The sequence below is a fragment of the Luteimonas sp. A482 genome, assembly GCF_054072655.1.
Genome location: NZ_JBSVRO010000009.1, coordinates 15,049 through 32,574, shown reverse-complemented (window position 1 = coordinate 32,574; position 17,526 = coordinate 15,049). Strand labels below are relative to the sequence as shown.

The following is a 17,526-nucleotide window of genomic DNA, read 5'->3' as shown; positions in this document are numbered from 1 at the left end:
GCTGCAATCGAAGCTCAGCTTGCAACGCCTGTCCCTGGAAGTGCCGCCTAACAATTCGTTCAAGCCGAACTTGCTTCGTTACGGCTTTGGCGTGGCAGGAAAAGCTTGCCACGCCAAAGCCCCCACTGCGCAAGTCGGCTTAACTCAGGCGTTAGGCGGCTATGGAAGCTATCGATCTCTTCGGGCCAAAGTTGAGCGCAATGATCATTGTCATCGCTTTGCTCTACTTCATAATTTCGTTTGCGCCCGTCTGGCTCCCCGCAAGCAAAGCCTTCCGGAGAAGATCGCGACTTCCTCGCCCGTTCCTGTTTGTCGGCACTGTTGCAGCTTTGGTCTATGGCGTCTTCTCGTTCCTCGCCTTTGCTGTTCTGTTGCCGGTTGAGGCGTACGGCATCTTCATCGCGCCGCAACTTGCGGCCGCGGAGATGGCTTCCGGCGCGGGCTTGCTTCGCGTCTCCGGCTTCTTCGTCGACTACTGGTGGGCATTCGTTCCTCCGGTTCAGTTGGCTCTGACGTGGTACATCACATCGCAGGTCGGAAGGCGGTGGGCGTACATCTGTGCGGCGCCGCCTAACAATTCATTCAAGCAGACACCACTTCGTGGCGCGGCTTAATTCAAGCGTTAGGCCTTTGCTCCAGCACTTGCGCGCGCCCAGAGTGATACTGTAGTGTCACTTGATGCGTACAGAACTCGTTACCACCCTCAAGCGCCAGGCGACTGAGCTCCTTTCCGATATCGAGCGGGACAAGGAGCCTATCCTCATCACGCAGCACGGCCTGCCGAGTGCGTACCTCGTTGACGTTGAGAGCTTTCAACTCATGCAGCGACGCATGACCGTGCTCGAGGGAATCGCACGCGGAGAGCAGGCGATTGCCGAGGGTCGCGTGGCGACGCACGCACAAGCTAAGAAGCGTCTTGCCAGATGGCTGAAATAGTCTGGTCAGAGCCCGCGCTGAGCGACCTGGATGCCATTGCCGACTTCATCGCGTTGGAGGATCCAGTCGCTGCCTCGGAACTGGTCAAACGCATCTTTGCTCATGTCGAGCAGCTTGCTGATCATCCAGAGAGCGGTAGCCGCCCACAGGAGCTTGGGCGGTCGCGGTATCGGCAGGTTGTGGAGCCGCCTTGCCGCGTCTTCTATCGCTACGATGGGCACAAGGTGTTCATCTTGTACGTCATGCGCGCGGAGCGATTGCTTCGGAAGGGGCAGCTGGCGCCTCGTACTCGACAGGCAAGGGCCTAACAATGCGTTCAAGCCGGTGCCGCTTCGCGGTTCGGCTCAACTCAAGCGTTAGGCGGGCAAATGCTTTCCCCGCAGCTCCTGTGCCGGGAAGCCGTCAAGGCGGACTGTCCAGACATGGTCGGGGTCCACTACGCCGCTGCCCGGGCATTGGCGTGCGCCGCAAGCATCCCGCATGTCTTGCTGTGTCGATCCCTGCGCTTACACTCGGCCCACGGATACCAGACGCCATCGGCGTTCGAAGCCCCGTGCACCTGACCACAGGGTGTCAACTTCTGCGTAGGAAGTCCCAGCCGCCTCGTCAGTCGGCTTAACCCAGGACTCGGACACGGCATGAAAGTCTTCCGTGGCAGCACCTTCAAGGCAGATCGCCCGTGGGGCGCGACAGACATTGCCAACATGGGCGGCGTCACGACGCGCCTTCACTGGACGGACCAGCCCTACAAGTGGCACATCAACGACGGGGAGGAAGTGTTTGCCGTCCTCGATGGCCGGGTTGAGATGCGCTACCGGGAGGCTGGCCTGGAGCACAGCACCATCCTTGAGACCGGCGACGTCTTCCATGCCGCTGTCGGTACCGAACATGTCGCCCATCCCATCGGAGAGGCCAGGATCCTGGTGATTGAGCGAGAGGGCAGTGTCTAGCCGCGCGGCCTGGTTCTGCTGCCAGGCCATGCGGGTTGCGCACCCCCTGCGGCCGGCTTGGTGTCCGCAGATGGCCGACGCCCAATCCCGCATCGGTCCAGCCATGACATCCACTGGAGTGGGGAGCCGATGGCCTTTCGCATTGCTATCGCCACCGGATCCACATTGGTACTCGCGCATGTAGACGGGCGTGGCTCCAACCCTTGGCGGCTGGAATCGTGCGAGCGGCCCACGTCGAGATAGTGGTCGTCTTTCATCTCGCTGCCAGGCGATTGTTTGCGAACGAACTGCGGCCCTCGTGCACGGGCGACATCATGAGCCGGCTCCACGACGCAGGCTTGCTGCTGGCGTCGCCCGCCATGCGGCTTGGGTGCCCGCGACCGGCTCCCGGCTCACGCACTGAGACGCTGCCGGCCTAGACTGTGGAGATGGACTCCACGACTCTTTTGATCGCGATCGCCGGGCTGCTGCTGTTGACGGTGGCGCTGCTGGCGGTACTGGTGCTGCGTCGCCCTGAGCAGGCCTTGGAACGGGCGTTGCGCGAGGAGCAGCGCGACGGCCGCAGCGAGCTGCGTCAGCAGCTGGACGGGCTGTCGGTCGCACAGGAGCAGCGGATCGACGCGTTCGGCCGGCGCCTCGACGACCTGGCCACGCGCACCGACCAGCGCTTGGACGTGCTGCGCGAGGCGCTGACCGACGATGCCCGCAAGGCGCGCGGCGAGCACGCCGAGCAGCAGCACCGGTTCGCCGAGGGCCTTGGCGTGCGCCTGTCCGAGTTGACCCAGCGCAACGAGCAGCGGATCGGCGAAATGCGCACGACGCTGGAGCAGCAGCTGCGTGCGCTGCAAGAGGACAACTCGAGCAAGCTGGAGAAGATGCGCGAAACGGTCGACGAGAAGCTGCAGAGCACGCTCACCACGCGCCTGGATTCTTCGTTCAAGCTCGTCTCCGAGCGCCTGGAGCAGGTGCAGCGCGGGCTGGGTGAGATGCAGCAGCTGGCCACCGGCGTGGGCGATCTCAAGCGCGTGCTGAGCAACGTCAAGACGCGCGGTGGCTGGGGCGAGGTGCAGCTGGAGAACATCCTGGAGCAGACCCTCACTGGCGAGCAGTACGCGCGCAGCGTGCGGGTGCGGCCCGACAGCGCCGAGACGGTGGACTTCGCGGTGCGCCTGCCCGGGCGTGGCGCGGACGCGGCGCCACTGTGGCTGCCGATCGACTGCAAGTTCCCGCGCGAGGACTACGAGCGCCTGCTCGATGCGCAGGACCAGGGCGACCCGGAGCTGGTGCGCAGCACCGGCGCGCAGCTGGAGCGGGCGATCCGCATCCAGGCCAAGTCGATCTGCGACAAGTACGTGGTGCCGCCGCACACCACCGATTTCGCGGTGATGTTCCTGCCCACCGAGGGCCTCTACGCCGAGGTCATCCGCCGCCCCGGGCTGACCGATGCCTTGCAGCGCGAACACCGCATGGTGGTGGCCGGCCCGACCACGTTCACCGCCCTGCTCAACAGCCTGCAGATGGGCTTCCGCACCCTGGCCATCGAGCAGCGTTCGAGCGAGGTGTGGAAGCTGCTGGGCGCGGTGAAGAGCGAGTTCGGCAAGTTCGCCGGGATCCTCGAGCGCGCCGAGAAGCAGATCAATACCGTCGGCAAGAGCCTGGGCGATGCCAGCCGCAAGACGCGGACCATCGAGCGCAGGCTGCGTGGGGTGGAGACGCTGTCGGTGGAGCAGTCGCAGGCCATGCTCGGCGATGAGCTCGAGGACGACGAGGCGCAGGACGCGCCGCAGGGCGACGACGCGCCCTGAGCGCCGCCGGGCTGCTCAGGGCGTTGGCGAGAGCGGCACGATCGGCATGACGTCGACCGGGACGGTCGGATTGGCTTCGTCGTCGAGCAGGTAGTCCGGGAGTTCGTCGCCCTCGTCGCCCTCGACGGTGCGGCGGTCGGACTGGATCTGGTAGTTGCGGCGCTGCATCCAGGCATCGCGCACCAGCGCGTAGTCATCGGTGGCGCCCTGGCGCATGGCATCGAGCGCGAACAGCTGGGTGCGCAGGTCCACCAGCTGCAGGCCCTGCAGGAAGTAGCGGATGCCGTCGTCCTCGATCTGGCGCGTGGGCGACAGCGGTGCATCACCGACCAGGCCGAAGGTGTCGCGCAGGGTGCGCGGACCGAACAGCGGCAGCACGAGGTAGCGCGAGTTGGTCCAGCCCCACACGCCCAGCGTCTGCCCGAAGTCCTCGCTGCGGTTGGGGATGTTGACGGCGGTGGCCGGGTCGAACAGTCCGCCGATGCCGATCGTGGTGTTGAGCAGGAAGCGCCCCAGCGAATGCCCGGCCTGCTGCGGCCGGCCCTGCAGCAGCGCGTTGAGCGCACTTACAGGCTGGCCGAGGTTGTTGAAGAAGTTGCCCACGCCCAGGCGCACCGGGCGTGGCACGACCTGCATGTAGGCGCGGGCCAGCGGCGTGGCGACGGTGCGGTCGACGGCGTTGTTGAAGCTGTGGACCCTGCGGTTCCAGCTCTCCCAGGGGTCGTAGCTGGCCGGCATTTGCGCCGGCGCCGGCAGGTTCGGATCGGCGATCGGGTCGTAGGGCGATACGCCGTAGATCGAGGCGTAGTCGAGTTCGGCCTGGGTCGCCGGTACCTGCGTTGCCGGGTCGGGCCCGGGCGCCTCCTGCCCGGCCGCAAGCGCGGCGATGGACGTGGCAGGATCCGCGGCCACGGCATCCGCAGCCAACGCGGTCGTACCTGCGGTCGCGTCGCCCGGCGTTGCTGTGGCCGGGGCTGTCGCGTCGGCCGGTGCGAGCAGTGCGCCCGTGTTGGTCGTCGCGCGCGTGCCGCCACCGCCGGCACAGGCGGCAAGCAGCAGCGGCAGGAGCAGCAGGGGCAGACGCAGGCGTGGGGAAAGGCGCATTGGAACGGTCCGTCGAAAGTGTGGCGCGGACGTCATGCCCGCGCGAATGCCAGGGTGGGGGACAGCCGGTAGGCCCGGCGCAGGCCGTCGAGCCCCGGGGGATCGCCGATGACGGCCACGCCGTCGGCACGCTGCGCCAGTTCCACCAGCAGGGCCAGGCCGGCGCTGTCGACCGCCGACAGCGCCGACAGATCGAAACGTTCCGCGCCCGCAGCCATGCGCACGGCTTGCGGCCAGAGCGCGGCCACGGCCTCGCGCGCGAGCGCGCCGGCAAAGGCCAGCGTGGTCCCGTCGCGATGCACCGTGGCGGCTGCCGGCATCAGTTGGTGCCGGCGTCGGCCGCGATCTGGCCGTCGCGCAGTTCCTTCGCCACCTGGGCGATGGACTTGCGCTGCAGCTCGCTGTCGAACTGCTGGCGGAAGGTCTGCACGAACGACACCCCCTCGACCATCACGTCGAACACGCGCCAGCCGTCGCCGCCACGGCGCAGCAGGTAGTCGACCGGGATCGGCTCGCCGCCCTGGCGCAGCAGTTCGCTGGACACCTTGACGCCCAGCCCGCGCGGCAGCGCCGTCTCGGACTTGATGCGCACGCGCAGGCGGGTGTTGAAGTCGATCAGGGACGAGCCGTAGCGGCGCATCAGGTTGTCGGCGAGCGCATCGCCGAAGGCCTTGATGTCGGCGTCCGAGGCGCCGCGGCCGTGGCGGCCGAGCACCTGGCGCGCGGCATAGTCGCGATCGAACATGGTGTTGAACTCGCCGCTGACGAAGCGCTGCAGGGCGGCGCGGTCGCGGGTGAACTCGTCGCGGCGCGCGTCCAGCGTTTCCAGCACGCGCCTGGAGTTGTCGAGCACGAGTTCGCTGGGCGAGCCCTGCATCTTCGCCGCGGCCGCAGGCGCGGCAGGCGACTGGGCCAGGGACAGGGCCGGTGCGGCAGCGAGCAGGCTGGCGGCAAGCGCCAGGGACAGCAGATTGCGGGGGGTGCGGATCATGGGGTCGTTCCTTCTTCCGGAGCGGGGGGCGCGGGCTGCGCATCACCGGGCGCGGCATTGTCGCCGCCGCCGCTGAACATGTACTTGCCGACCATTTGCATCAGGTCCACCGCCGGCGTGGTGAACACCAGTTCCTCGCCCGGCTTGAACACCTCCATGTCGCCGCCGGGCTGCAGGCCGACATAGCTCTCGCCCAGCAGGCCGCCGGTGAGGATGCCGGCCGAGGTGTCGATCGGGATCTCGTTGAAGCGGCTGTCGATGGACAGGGTGACGATGGAGTCGAACCTGGCCGGATCAAGGTCGATGTTCGACACCCGGCCGATGGTGACGCCGCCGATCTTGACCGGCGCATTGGGGCGCAGCTGGCCGACCTGGGTGAAGCGCGCCGTGATCTCGTAGCTGTCGCGCGACAGACCGAAGCGGCCGTTGGTGGAGGCGATGGCCAGCACCAGCAGCGAGGCCAGCGCCAGCACGAGGAAGGCGCCGACGGCGAATTCGAGACGGGGGCCGCGGCTGCTCATGCGGAGTGCTCCAGGTGGGCGGGGTGCATCGCGGCGGCGTTTCGGGCGCCGTGCATGTCGTATCGATCGCCGCACCTGTCATTTCGACCGGGAGAAATCCCGGCCGCGGATGCGGATGAAGCAGATCCCTCACTGCGTTCGGGATGACAGGGCATGCAGGCGTCGCGACGGGAGGGTGGAATGGTCGATGGATTCATTGGAAGGGCCCGTGAGACGTCCGCCCTAGCGGAACAGGAACGCCGACAGCACGAAGTTGAACATCAGCACCAGCAGCGAGGCGTTGACCACCGCGCGCGTGGTGGCGATCGAAGTGCCCTCGATGGTCGGCTCGGCGTGGTAGCCGACATACGAGGCCACCAGCGCGGCGGTGCCGCCGAACACGGCGGCCTTGGCGAAGGCGGGGATGAAGTCGCTGCGGAAGTCGACGGCATCCTTCATCGCCTGCCAGAAGGTGCCGTTGTCGATGCCCAGCACCTGCACCGCCTGGAACCAGCTGGCGGCGATGGCGAAGCTGGCGAAGAAGCCGACCAGCAGCGGCACGGTCAGCACCGCCGCCCAGAAGCGCGGCGCGACCGCCTTGCCGACCGGGTCGATCGCCATCAGGCCGAGCGCGGTGATCTGGTCGGTGGCGCGCATCAGGCCGAGTTCGGCGGCGATCGAGGAACCGGCGCGGCCGATGAACAGCAGCGCGGTCAGCACCGGCGCCAGTTCGCGGTACAGGCCCAGGCCGATCAGCACGCTGACCTGGTTGGCCGCGCCGTAGGTTTCCAGCGCGCGAAAGCCGAGCAGGGTCAGCGACAGGCCGACGAAGGCGCCGCCCACGGCGATGATCGGCAGCGAGCGCGCGCCGACCTTGTAGATCTCGCGGACGAGCTCGGCGAACAGGTCGGCGCTGGGCTTGGATGCGCGCAGCACCGACAGCGAGAACAGGCCGGCGCGCCCAACCGAGCGCAGGGCCTGGACCAGCGCCATCACGCCGCCTCCGTGCGGGGGGCACTGTCGAAGGCGATCGGACCATCCGGTTCGCCGCGCAGGAACTGGCGCAGCAGCGGATCGTCACTGGCCTGCAGCTGGTCGGGCGTGCCGGAAAACACGATGCCGCCGTTGGCGATCACCACCGCGCGGTCGGCGATGGGCAGGGTCTCGCGCACGTGGTGGGTGACGATGATGCTGGTCAGGCCGAGGCGGTCGTTGAGTTCGGACACCAGGTTCATGATCACGCCCGAGGCGATCGGGTCCAGGCCGGTGAGCGGCTCGTCGTAGACCATCAGCGGCGGGTCGAGTGCGATTGCCCGCGCCAGCGCGACGCGACGCGCCATGCCGCCGGACAGCTCACGCGGGTACAGGTCGCCGGCCGAGCGCAGGCCCACCGCATGCAGCTTCATTTCCACCAGCCGGTCGATCACCTCGCGCGGCAGCCTGGTGTGCGTGCGCAGCGGCAGGGCGATGTTCTCGGCGGCGGTGAGGTCGGTGAGCAGGCCGTTGCCCTGCAGCAGCACGCCGATCGACTTGCGCAGCTCGAGCAGGTCGCGCTTGCGCTGCGGCACCGTCCGCCCGAACACCTGCACGGTGCCGGAGGTCGGCGCGAGCTCGCCGGTGAGCGCGGCCAGCAGGGTGGACTTGCCGCTGCCCGACGGGCCGAGCACTGCGGTCACGCTGCCGCGCGGCACCGACAGGTCGATGCCGGACAGGATCGTGCGCCCGCCACGGTCCAGGCGGACAGCGTCGAAGCGCACGGCGGTGGTGTCGTTGGGGGCGTCGATCATGGGGCGCGGCGAGGGCCGACAGCTCGAAAGCATGGCCGAAGGCGGCTGAACCCTGCCGGAGCCGTAACCCGCGGCGTGGCGTAGGGCAGTCCAGACAAAAAGGCGGCTCCACCCCGTTGCCATCCCCCGACAGGCGGCCGCGTGGCCCCGCGACCCCGCTACCGGATCAGCGCGCGCCGTTACGGCGACGCCGCATCCGCCTCCGGCATCACCCCGTTGTACTGCGCGCGCGGCCTGATCAGCCCGCCGGCTTCCTGCTGCTCCTGGGCGTGCGCCAGCCAGCCGGCCAGGCGTCCGGCGGCGAACATCGCCAGCGCGGGGGCGGCGGGCTGTCCGTGCACGTAGCAGATCGCGGCGAGCATGCCGTCGATATTGGGCAGGCGGCCGCTGCTGTCGGCGGCGGCGGCGACCAGGGCATCGACGTGGGCCATGCGTGGATCGCCCCCGCGATATCGGCGCAGCATCGCCAGCAGCTCGGCGCCGCGGGGGTCGCCGTCGGGATACAGCACGTGGTGGAAGCCGGGCAGCTCGTCGCCGCGGCGCCAGCGCTCGCCGATGAAGGCGGCGGGCGAATCGGCTGCGGCGGCATCGGCGATGAGCGCGTAGGCGCGCGCCGTGGCGCCGCCGTGGCGCGGGCCCGACAGCGCGGACAGGCCGGCGCAGACGGTGGCGTGCAGGTGCGCGCCGGTGGAGGCGACCACGCGCGCGGCAAAGGCCGAGACGTTGAGCTCGTGATCGGCGCACAGCACCAGGGCCGCGCGCACCAGGTCGGCGAAGGCGGCGTCGCCCGGCCGCCAGGCATCGGCCAGCAAGCGGTGCACCGGGCGCGCGTCGGGGGTGGCGGCCACCAACAGGGCGGCGTTCTGGCGCAGCAGGGTCGCCGCGACCCGGCGCCGGGCCGCCGGCGCGGCGCTGAGCGAATCGCGCTCGTCCACCGCCAGCAGCGGGATCGCGGCCATCGCGCGCTTGAGCGCCGGCAGCGAGGCATCCGCCGCGATCGGCGCCACCCGCGCCGGCCAGCCCGCCGTGGGCGCAGGGTCGAAAGGATCCTGGTCGCCGCAGTCCCAGAGCAGGCGCGCGGCGTCCTCAAGGGTGGCGCCGGCGCGCACCATCGCCACCGCCGAACGGCCGCGGTAGTAGGGGCTGTCGGGGCGGATCAGCGAGATCGCGGTCTCCATCACCGGCAGGCCGCGGTCCAGGCTTTGCGCGGCCCCGCGCGCGGCGCCGCGGCCGGCCTTCTTGCGCTGGGCCAGGCGCTCGACGTCGCGCTGCAGGTAGACGCGGCTGCGATGGTCCGGCCCGGGCCGCGACTCGATCAGCCCGCGGCTGACGTAGGCGTAGAGCGTGGCCGGGCTGATCCCGAGCCGGGCGCAGACCTCGCGTGCGGGAATCAGGTCGGCATCGGTGGGCGTGGGCTTGGGCATGGCTCAGCTTGATCCGTTCAATCAAGATTGATCAACCCGACGAAGAGTGCCACATTGCCCGCATCCGGGAAATCCCCGCCGCAGCACGCAGGCCGCCATGTCCACCCAGTCCGTCATCGCTTCCCCCGGCGCGCGCTTCCGCGCCGCCCTCGCGGCCGAATCGCCGCTGCAGGTGATTGGCGCGATCAACGCCAACCACGCGCTGCTGGCCAGGCGCGCCGGCTACCGGGCGATCTACCTGTCCGGCGGCGGCGTCGCGGCCGGCTCGCTGGGCCTGCCCGACCTCGGCATCAACACGCTCGAGGACGTGCTGATCGACGTGCGCCGCATCACCGATGTCTGCGACCTGCCGCTGATGGTCGACATCGACACCGGCTTCGGCCCCAGCGCCTTCAACATCGAGCGCACGGTGAAGTCGCTGATCAAGGCCGGCGCGGCCGCCTGCCATATCGAGGACCAGGTCGGCGCCAAGCGCTGCGGCCATCGCCCGGGCAAGGAGATCGTGAGCCAGGGCGAGATGGCCGACCGGGTCAAGGCGGCCGCAGATGCCAAGACCGATCCGGACTTCTTCCTGATCGCGCGCACCGACGCGATCCAGGTCGACGGCGTGGACGCGGCGATCGAGCGCGCCATCGCCTGCGTCGAGGCCGGCGCCGACGGCATCTTCGCCGAGGCCGCCTACGACCTCGACACCTACCGCCGCTTCGTCGATGCGGTGCAGGTGCCGGTACTGGCCAACATCACCGAGTTCGGAAGCACGCCGTTGTTCACGCGCGACGAGTTGGCTTCGGCCGGCGTTGCCATCCAGCTGTATCCGCTGTCGGCGTTCCGCGCCATGAACAAGGCGGCCGAGAACGTGTACGAGGCGATCCGCCGCGACGGCCACCAGAAGGCGGTGGTCGACACCATGCAGACGCGCGAGGAGCTGTACGAGCGCATCGGCTACCACGACTTCGAGCGCAGGCTCGACGCCCTGTTCGCAGCGAAAAAATGAGCCAGTGGCGGCCGCTGCAGCGTTGGTCGGCCGGCGGGCCGGACGTGGCACAGGCCCCGTCCGGCAACCTCCGGCGCGTTCTGGCGCGGCGCGATCGCCGCTTCGATACTTCCAACGCAGCGTCCGCCCGCGGGCGGACACGCATCCGGCAACACGCGCCACGCAGTCCAGGAGACCACCCATGAGCGACGCCACCCCCGCCACGCCGTTCAAGCCGAAGAAATCCGTCGCGCTGTCCGGCACCGCCGCCGGCAATACCGCGCTGTGCACGGTCGGCCGCAGCGGCAACGACCTGGCCTATCGCGGCTACGACATCCTCGACCTGGCCACCACCTCCGAGTTCGAGGAGGTCGCGCACCTGCTGGTCCACGGCAAGCTGCCCAACGCCGCCGAGCTGGGCGCCTACCGGCGCAAGCTGAAGTCGCTGCGCGGGATCCCCGCCGCGGTCAAGGCGGCGCTGGAGGAACTGCCGCCGTCGGCGCATCCGATGGACGTGATGCGCACCGGCGTGTCGGTGCTCGGCTGCGTGCAGCCCGAAGCGGTGGACCACAACCATCCGGGCGCGCGCGACATCGCCGACAAGCTGATGGCCTCGCTGGGCTCGATGCTGCTGTACTGGTACCACTGGAGCCACAACGGGCGCGCGATCGACGTCGAGACCGACGATGATTCGATCGGCGGCCACTTCCTGCACCTGCTGCACGGCGCGCCGCCGCCCGAGTCCTGGGTGCGCGCGATGCACACCTCGCTGATCCTCTACGCCGAGCACGAGTTCAATGCCTCGACCTTCACCGCGCGGGTGATCGCCGGCACCGGCAGCGACATGCATTCGTGCATCACCGGCGCGATCGGCGCGCTGCGTGGCCCCAAGCACGGCGGCGCCAACGAGGTGGCGTTCGAGATCCAGAAGCGCTACGACTCACCCGACGACGCCGAAGCCGACATCCGCGCGCGCGTCGATCGCAAGGAAGTGGTGATCGGCTTCGGACACCCGGTCTACACCACCGGCGACCCGCGCAACGAGGTGATCAAGACCGTGGCGCGCGAGCTGTCCGACGAGCAGCGCAGCCGCAGGATGTACGACATCGCCGAGCGCCTGGAAACGGTGATGTGGGACATCAAGAAGATGTTCCCCAACCTCGACTGGTTCAGCGCGGTGAGCTACCACATGATGGGCGTGCCGACGGCGATGTTCACGCCGCTGTTCGTGATCGCCCGCACCAGCGGCTGGAGCGCGCACGTCATCGAGCAGCGCATCGACGGCAAGATCATCCGCCCCAGCGCCAACTACACCGGGCCGGAGGACCAGACCTTCGTGCCGATCGATCAGCGCCCCTGATCCATCGCTTCGCTCCCTCCTCCGCCTGCGGGGGAGGGCTGGGGTGGGGGCAGGCAGTATCGATTCCGCATCCGCGCCTGCGGCGCGCCCCCATCGCCCTTCGGGCACTTCCCCCGCAAGCGGGGGAAGGGAAATGCCCGCTCCAGACACCGAGTCGCCCGCCATGAACAGCCAGCACCGCAAACCCCTCCCCGGCACTTCGCTCGACTGGTTCGACGCGCGCGAAGCCGTCGAGGCGATCCAGCCGGGTGCCTGGGCCACGCTGCCTTACACCGCGCGCGTGCATGCCGAGAACATCCTGCGCCGCGCCGAGCCCGCGCGCATCGGCGACTACCTGGTGCAGCTCATCGAGCGTCGCCGCGACCTGGACTTTCCGTGGTTCCCGGCGCGCGTGGTCTGCCACGACATCCTCGGCCAGACCGCGCTGGTCGACCTGGCCGGCCTGCGCGATGCGATCGCCGAGCAGGGTGGCGACCCCGCCCAGGTCAATCCGGTGGTGCCGGTGCAGCTGATCGTCGACCACTCGCTGGCGGTGGAATGCGGCGGCTTCGATCCGGACGCGTTCACCAGGAACCGCGCGATCGAGGACCGCCGCAACGAGGATCGTTTCCACTTCATCGACTGGACGAAGCAGGCATTCCGCAACGTCGACGTGATCCCGCCGGGCAACGGGATCATGCACCAGATCAACCTGGAGAAGATGTCGCCGGTGGTCTACGTGCAGGATGGCGTGGCCTTTCCCGACACCTGCGTCGGCACCGACTCGCATACCCCGCACGTCGATGCGCTGGGCGTGATCGCGATCGGCGTGGGCGGGCTTGAAGCCGAGAGCGTGATGCTGGGCCGCGCCTCGTGGATGCGCACGCCGGAAATGGCCGGCGTCGAGCTGTCGGGACGTCCCGCGCCAGGCATCACCGCCACCGACGTGGTGCTCGCGCTGACCGAATTCCTGCGCCAGTCGAAGGTGGTCGGTGCCTATCTCGAGTTCCGCGGGCCGGGCGCGGCGGCGCTCACCGTCGGCGACCGCGCCACGATCTCGAACATGGCGCCCGAGTACGGCGCAACCGCGGCGATGTTCTTCATCGACGACAACACGCTCGACTACCTGCGCCTGACCGGGCGCACCGACGAGCAGGTCGCGCTGGTCGAGACCTATGCCAGGACTGCAGGCCTGTGGGCCGATGACCTCGCGCACGCGCAGTACGAACGCACCCTGCACTTCGACCTCTCGAGCGTCGTGCGCAACATGGCCGGCCCGTCCAATCCGCATCGCCGCCTGCCGACCAGCGCGCTGGCCGAGCGCGGCATCGCCGACGGCACCAAGCTCGAAGCCGGCAAGGCCGAGGAAGCGCAAGGCCTGATGCCCGATGGCGCGGTGATCATCGCCGCCATCACCAGCTGCACCAATACCTCCAATCCGCGCAACGTGATCGCCGCCGCACTGCTGGCGCGCAACGCCAACGCGCGTGGCATGGTGCGCAAGCCCTGGGTCAAGACCTCGCTGGCGCCGGGCTCAAAGGCGGTGCAGCTGTATCTAGAGGAATCGGGCCTGCTGCCGGAGCTCGAGACGCTGGGCTTCGGCATCGTCGGCTTCGCCTGCACCACCTGCAACGGCATGAGCGGCGCGCTGGATCCGGCGATCCAGCAGGAAATCATCGAGCGCGACCTGTACGCCACCGCCGTGCTCAGCGGCAACCGCAACTTCGACGGTCGCATCCATCCCTACGCCAAGCAGGCCTTCCTCGCCTCGCCGCCGCTGGTGATCGCCTATGCCATCGCAGGCACGGTGCGCTTCGACATCGAGAAGGACGCACTGGGTTTCGACGCCAACGGCGAGCCGGTCACGCTCAAGGACCTGTGGCCCAGCGACGAGGAGATCGACGCGGTGGTCAAGGCCAGCGTCAAGCCCGAGCAGTACCGAGCGGTATACGGACCGATGTTCAAGCTGCGGGTCGAGTCGGGCGAAACGGTCAGCCCGCTCTACGACTGGCGTCCGATGAGCACCTACATCCGCCGTCCGCCGTACTGGGAAGGCGCGCTGGCCGGCGAACGCACGCTGCGCGGCATGCGCGCGCTGGCGGTGCTGGGCGACAACATCACCACCGACCACCTCTCGCCATCGAACGCGATCATGGCCAACAGCGCGGCCGGCGAATACCTGACCAAGATGGGCCTGCCCGAGGAGGACTTCAATTCATACGCAACCCACCGCGGCGACCACCTCACCGCGCAGCGCGCCACCTTCGCCAACCCCAAGCTGCTCAACGAGATGGTGCGCGACGCCGACGGCAGCGTGGTGCAGGGCTCGCTGGCGCGACTGGAACCCGAAGGCGAGGTGATGCGCATGTGGGAGGTGATCGAGACCTACATGCAGCGCAAGCAGCCGCTGGTCATCATCGCCGGCGCCGACTACGGCCAGGGCAGCTCGCGCGACTGGGCCGCCAAGGGCGTGCGCCTGGCCGGCGTGGAGGCGATCGCGGCCGAGGGCTTCGAGCGCATCCACCGCACCAACCTGGTCGGCATGGGCGTGTTGCCGCTGGAGTTCCAGCCGGGCACCACGCGGTTGACGCTCGGGATCGACGGAACCGAAACCTTCGACGTGCTCGGCACCCCCGCGCCGGAGGCGGAGCTGACGCTGGTGATCCGACGCAGGAACGGCGAACGGGTCGAGGTGCCGGTGACCTGCCGCCTGGATTCGGACGAGGAAGCGGCCATCTACGAGGCGGGCGGCGTGCTGCAGCGTTTCGCCCAGGATTTCCTGGCGGCGTCGAAGGCCGCTTAAGGCAATGCTGAGAACGTCCGGTTTTTCATTCCGAACGCAGTGAGAAGCGCCTTACAACGGAGAAGCCGGTCAATCTCGGGAAATCAACGGCATGGATTGACCAGCTCCGCTCTTGTAACGGCTCTCGCTACGCTCCAAATGACAGTTTCGGCGTTGCCCTAACGGTCGATCCAGATGTCGAACAGGAAGTGGGATATTCGTCGTAACGGTACCCAGCCCAAGAGGACACCGAACATGACCGACGCCGCGACTTCCGGAACCGTCCGCCTGCACCGCATCCTCGCCGCGCCGCCCGAGCGGGTGTACCGCGCGTTCACCGACGCCGACGCGCTGGTGCGCTGGCTTCCGCCCTACGGCTTCACTGCGACGATGCATGAGTTCCAGGCGGGTGTCGGCGGCGGCTACCGCATGTCGTTCACCAATTTCGGCACCGGATCGAGCCATGCGTTCACGGTGAAGTTCGTCGAGCTGGTCGAGAACGCGTTGATCCGCCACACCGACACCTTCGACAGCCCCGACCTGCCCGGCGAGATGCAGGTCACGGTCACGCTGAAGAAGAGCAGCGCCGGCACCGACCTGCAGATCGAGCAGGCCGGCATTCCCGCCGCGATTCCCACTGACATGTGCTATCTGGGCTGGCGCGATTCGCTGGAGATGCTGGCGAAGCTGGTCGAACCCGAAATCCCGGACGGTGGCTGAGCGATGGAGGCCGGATGCCTGGTGCTGATGGCACGTCCGCCCGCGGAGACGGCGGGCCTGATGGACGCGGTCCTGCCGGCGCTGGGACTGGATGCCGGCAGCGACCGCTGGCCTGCCGGCAACCTGCACCAGTCGTTCTCGTCCGGCGACCCGGCTGATCGCGAACCGGCGCTGCGACGGGTGCTGGAGCAGGTCCACGCGCCCGCCTTCGACCTGCTGTTCAACCGGGTCAGCCTGGGCGATCGCTGGCTGCTGCGCGCCCAGGGGATGCCGCCCGGTTTCGCCGGGCTGCTCGCCGAGGTGCGCGCGGCCATGGAGGCCGAAGGCGTCGGTGACGACAGTGGCCATACGCCGCATGTGACGCTGTGCTACTTCCCGCCGTACGTGCAGGAAGGCACGCGCTGGTTGCTGTCCCCGATCCGGTGGCGCGTCGACGCGATCGAGCTTGTCGCCGTCGCCCACCACCCGTACCGGTACCGGACGCTGGCGCGACAGCCGCTGCCGTCGCCGCCGCAGGGCGAGTTGTTCGACGCGCCGCTTCCGCATCACCACGCATTTCCACAACGCACAGCAGCGCAGGACACCCCATGGGACTGAAGAAGGGCATCAGGCAACTGGTCGCGGACGCCAACGCGCGCATCGCCACGATCCCGGTGGAGGACGCGAAGGCGCTGCTTGGCGATACAGGCGTGCAGTTCGTCGACATCCGCGACGTGCGCGAACTCGAACGCGAAGGCATGGTGCCCGGCGCCTTCCACGCGCCGCGCGGGATGCTCGAGTTCTGGGCCGATCCCGACAGTCCATACTTCAAGCCGGTGTTCGGCCAGGATCGGCGCTTCGTCCTGTACTGCCAGTCGGGCTGGCGCTCGGCGCTGGCGGCGGCGGCGCTGCAGGACATGGGCCTGGAGCGCGTGGCGCATGTCGCCGGCGGCTTCAATGGCTGGAAGGCGGGGAGTGGGGAGGTCGCGCAGAAGGCGTCGCGCGCGCCGGCGGCGAGCGGGCAACTGCGCATTCCCGCGACCTACATGCGTGGCGGCACGTCCAAGGGCGTGTTCTTCCGGCTGGAGGACCTCCCCGAAGCCGCACGCGTGCCCGGCCAGGCGCGCGACCGGCTGTTCCAGCGGGTGATCGGTTCGCCCGATCCCTATGGCAAGCACACCGACGGCATGGGCGGGGCGACCTCGAGCACCAGCAAGTGCGTGATCGTCTCGCGCGCGACGGTGCCCGACCACGATGTGGACTATCTGTATGGCCAGGTGTCGATCGACAGCGCCTTTGTCGACTGGAGCGGCAACTGCGGCAACCTGTCCTCGGCGGTGGGACCGTTCGCGATCGCCAACGGCATGCTCGACCCGGCCCGTGTGCCGGAGAACGGCATGTGCGCGGTGCGCATCTGGCAGGCCAACATCGGCAAGACCATCCTCGCGCACGTGCCGGTCGCCGACGGCCTGGTGCAGGAGGGCGGCGATTTCGAGCTCGATGGCGTGACCTTCCCGGCAGCCGAGATCGTGCTGGAATTCCTCGACCCTTCCGATGACGGCGAAGCCGGCGGGGCGATGTTTCCCACCGGCAACCTGGTCGACACACTCGACGTGCCCGGCATCGGCCCGCTGCAGGCGACGATGATCAGCGCGGGCATTCCAACCGTCTTCGTCAATGCCGCCGACATCGGCTACGACGGCACCGAGCTGCAGCCGGCGATCAACGACGATAGTGCAGCGCTGGCCAGGCTTGAAGGGATCCGCGTTGCCGGTGCCTTGCGCATGGGCCTGATCGCCACGCCAGAAGAAGCGCTCAAGCGCCAGCACACGCCCAAGGTCGCGTTCGTCGCGCCATCAAAGGCCTATGTGTCGAGCAGCGGCAAGGCGATCACCACCGGCGACATCGACCTCAACGTGCGCGCGCTGTCGATGGGCAAGCTGCACCACGCGATGATGGGCACGGCCTCGGTCGCGATTGCGACCGCCGCGGCGGTGCCGGGCACCCTGGTCAATCTGGCCGCCGGCGGCGGCGCCCGCGAGGCGGTGCGTTTCGGGCATCCCTCCGGCACGATGGAGGTCGGTGCAAGCGCGCAGCAGGTCGGTGGCCAGTGGACCGTCACCCGCGCAGTGATGAGCCGCAGCGCCCGCGTGCTGATGGAAGGCCAGGTGCGGGTTCCGGCCGATACCCTGGAGGCCTGAACTCGCGTGCTGGGACCCGCTCCGCGCACGCGACG

Annotated in this window: 18 protein-coding genes and 1 pseudogene; 12 read left to right on the top strand and 7 right to left on the bottom strand. The window is 68.7% G+C overall.

Features of this window, described 5'->3' with window-relative positions:
* The first annotated feature begins 200 nt into the window (after nucleotides 1-200).
* The 5 genes from ACW5DW_RS16925 (at nucleotide 201) to rmuC (ending at nucleotide 3,691) form a co-directional block, all read left to right on the top strand.
* A complete protein-coding gene (locus ACW5DW_RS16925; RefSeq protein WP_457020472.1) occupies nucleotides 201-614 on the top strand; it encodes a hypothetical protein in 414 nt (137 codons plus the stop codon).
* Between the two features lie 64 nt (nucleotides 615-678).
* Nucleotides 679-936: a type II toxin-antitoxin system Phd/YefM family antitoxin gene (locus ACW5DW_RS16920; protein ID WP_132987067.1), complete on the top strand. Its 258-nt coding sequence runs from the start codon at nucleotides 679-681 to the stop codon at nucleotides 934-936.
* The gene (locus ACW5DW_RS16915; RefSeq protein ID WP_457020471.1) at nucleotides 924-1,244 is read left to right on the top strand and encodes a type II toxin-antitoxin system RelE/ParE family toxin; all 321 of its coding nucleotides are present in this window, start codon (nucleotides 924-926) and stop codon (nucleotides 1,242-1,244) included. The genes ACW5DW_RS16920 and ACW5DW_RS16915 overlap by 13 nt, the downstream gene beginning before the upstream one ends.
* Before the next feature lie 330 nt (nucleotides 1,245-1,574).
* A complete protein-coding gene (locus ACW5DW_RS16910; protein WP_457020470.1) occupies nucleotides 1,575-1,886 on the top strand; it encodes a cupin domain-containing protein in 312 nt (103 codons plus the stop codon).
* Between the two features lie 428 nt (nucleotides 1,887-2,314).
* Nucleotides 2,315-3,691, top strand: a complete 1,377-nt coding sequence (gene rmuC, locus ACW5DW_RS16905) for a DNA recombination protein RmuC (RefSeq protein WP_457020469.1) — start codon at nucleotides 2,315-2,317, stop codon at nucleotides 3,689-3,691.
* Nucleotides 3,692-3,706: 15 nt separating this feature from the next.
* Here the strand turns inward: rmuC and ACW5DW_RS16900 are convergent, their stop codons facing one another.
* The 7 genes from ACW5DW_RS16900 to ACW5DW_RS16870 all read right to left on the bottom strand — a co-directional run bounded on the left by ACW5DW_RS16900 (nucleotide 3,707) and on the right by ACW5DW_RS16870 (nucleotide 9,497).
* On the bottom strand, nucleotides 3,707-4,795 hold the full coding sequence (locus tag ACW5DW_RS16900; protein WP_457020468.1) for an MlaA family lipoprotein: 1,089 nt from the start codon (nucleotides 4,793-4,795) through the stop codon (nucleotides 3,707-3,709).
* A 32-nt stretch (nucleotides 4,796-4,827) separates the two neighbouring features.
* The gene (locus tag ACW5DW_RS16895) at nucleotides 4,828-5,115 is read right to left on the bottom strand and encodes an STAS domain-containing protein (RefSeq protein WP_457020467.1); all 288 of its coding nucleotides are present in this window, start codon (nucleotides 5,113-5,115) and stop codon (nucleotides 4,828-4,830) included.
* Nucleotides 5,115-5,786, bottom strand: a complete 672-nt coding sequence (locus tag ACW5DW_RS16890) for an MlaC/ttg2D family ABC transporter substrate-binding protein (RefSeq protein WP_457020466.1) — start codon at nucleotides 5,784-5,786, stop codon at nucleotides 5,115-5,117. The genes ACW5DW_RS16895 and ACW5DW_RS16890 overlap by 1 nt, the downstream gene beginning before the upstream one ends.
* On the bottom strand, nucleotides 5,783-6,307 hold the full coding sequence (gene mlaD, locus ACW5DW_RS16885) for an outer membrane lipid asymmetry maintenance protein MlaD (RefSeq protein WP_457020465.1): 525 nt from the start codon (nucleotides 6,305-6,307) through the stop codon (nucleotides 5,783-5,785). Before mlaD ends, ACW5DW_RS16890 begins: the two co-directional genes overlap by 4 nt.
* Nucleotides 6,308-6,529: 222 nt before the next feature.
* Nucleotides 6,530-7,279, bottom strand: a complete 750-nt coding sequence (locus ACW5DW_RS16880; protein ID WP_457020464.1) for an MlaE family lipid ABC transporter permease subunit — start codon at nucleotides 7,277-7,279, stop codon at nucleotides 6,530-6,532.
* Complete coding sequence (locus tag ACW5DW_RS16875) at nucleotides 7,279-8,073, bottom strand: ABC transporter ATP-binding protein (protein ID WP_457020463.1); 795 nt, start codon at nucleotides 8,071-8,073, stop codon at nucleotides 7,279-7,281. The genes ACW5DW_RS16880 and ACW5DW_RS16875 overlap by 1 nt, the downstream gene beginning before the upstream one ends.
* A 179-nt stretch (nucleotides 8,074-8,252) precedes the next feature.
* Nucleotides 8,253-9,497, bottom strand: a complete 1,245-nt coding sequence (locus tag ACW5DW_RS16870) for a citrate/2-methylcitrate synthase (protein WP_457020462.1) — start codon at nucleotides 9,495-9,497, stop codon at nucleotides 8,253-8,255.
* A gap of 97 nt (nucleotides 9,498-9,594) precedes the next feature.
* On the opposite strand from ACW5DW_RS16870, the gene prpB reads away from it, so the two are divergent.
* From prpB to prpF, 7 genes and pseudogenes are all read left to right on the top strand, one after another.
* Nucleotides 9,595-10,491 carry a methylisocitrate lyase gene (gene prpB / locus ACW5DW_RS16865; protein ID WP_457020461.1) on the top strand — a complete coding sequence of 299 codons (897 nt, stop codon included), beginning with the start codon at nucleotides 9,595-9,597 and terminating at the stop codon, nucleotides 10,489-10,491.
* Between the two features lie 181 nt (nucleotides 10,492-10,672).
* Nucleotides 10,673-11,830 (top strand): bifunctional 2-methylcitrate synthase/citrate synthase, encoded by a 1,158-nt coding sequence (prpC, locus tag ACW5DW_RS16860; RefSeq protein WP_457020460.1) that lies wholly within the window; start codon nucleotides 10,673-10,675, stop codon nucleotides 11,828-11,830.
* A gap of 163 nt (nucleotides 11,831-11,993) precedes the next feature.
* Entirely contained in the window at nucleotides 11,994-14,612 is a 2,619-nt protein-coding gene (gene acnD / locus ACW5DW_RS16855) for a Fe/S-dependent 2-methylisocitrate dehydratase AcnD (RefSeq protein ID WP_457020459.1), read from the top strand.
* A 234-nt stretch (nucleotides 14,613-14,846) separates the two neighbouring features.
* Entirely contained in the window at nucleotides 14,847-15,311 is a 465-nt protein-coding gene (locus ACW5DW_RS16850; protein WP_457020458.1) for an SRPBCC family protein, read from the top strand.
* Between the two features lie 27 nt (nucleotides 15,312-15,338).
* Complete coding sequence (locus tag ACW5DW_RS16845; protein ID WP_457020457.1) at nucleotides 15,339-15,908, top strand: 2'-5' RNA ligase family protein; 570 nt, start codon at nucleotides 15,339-15,341, stop codon at nucleotides 15,906-15,908.
* Nucleotides 15,899-16,249, top strand: a pseudogene (locus tag ACW5DW_RS16840) (rhodanese-like domain-containing protein); the annotation flags it as partial. The gene ACW5DW_RS16845 and the pseudogene ACW5DW_RS16840, both read left to right, overlap by 10 nt.
* Nucleotides 16,250-16,315: 66 nt before the next feature.
* A complete protein-coding gene (gene prpF / locus ACW5DW_RS16835) occupies nucleotides 16,316-17,491 on the top strand; it encodes a 2-methylaconitate cis-trans isomerase PrpF (protein ID WP_457020473.1) in 1,176 nt (391 codons plus the stop codon).
* The last annotated feature ends 35 nt before the right edge of the window (nucleotides 17,492-17,526 follow it).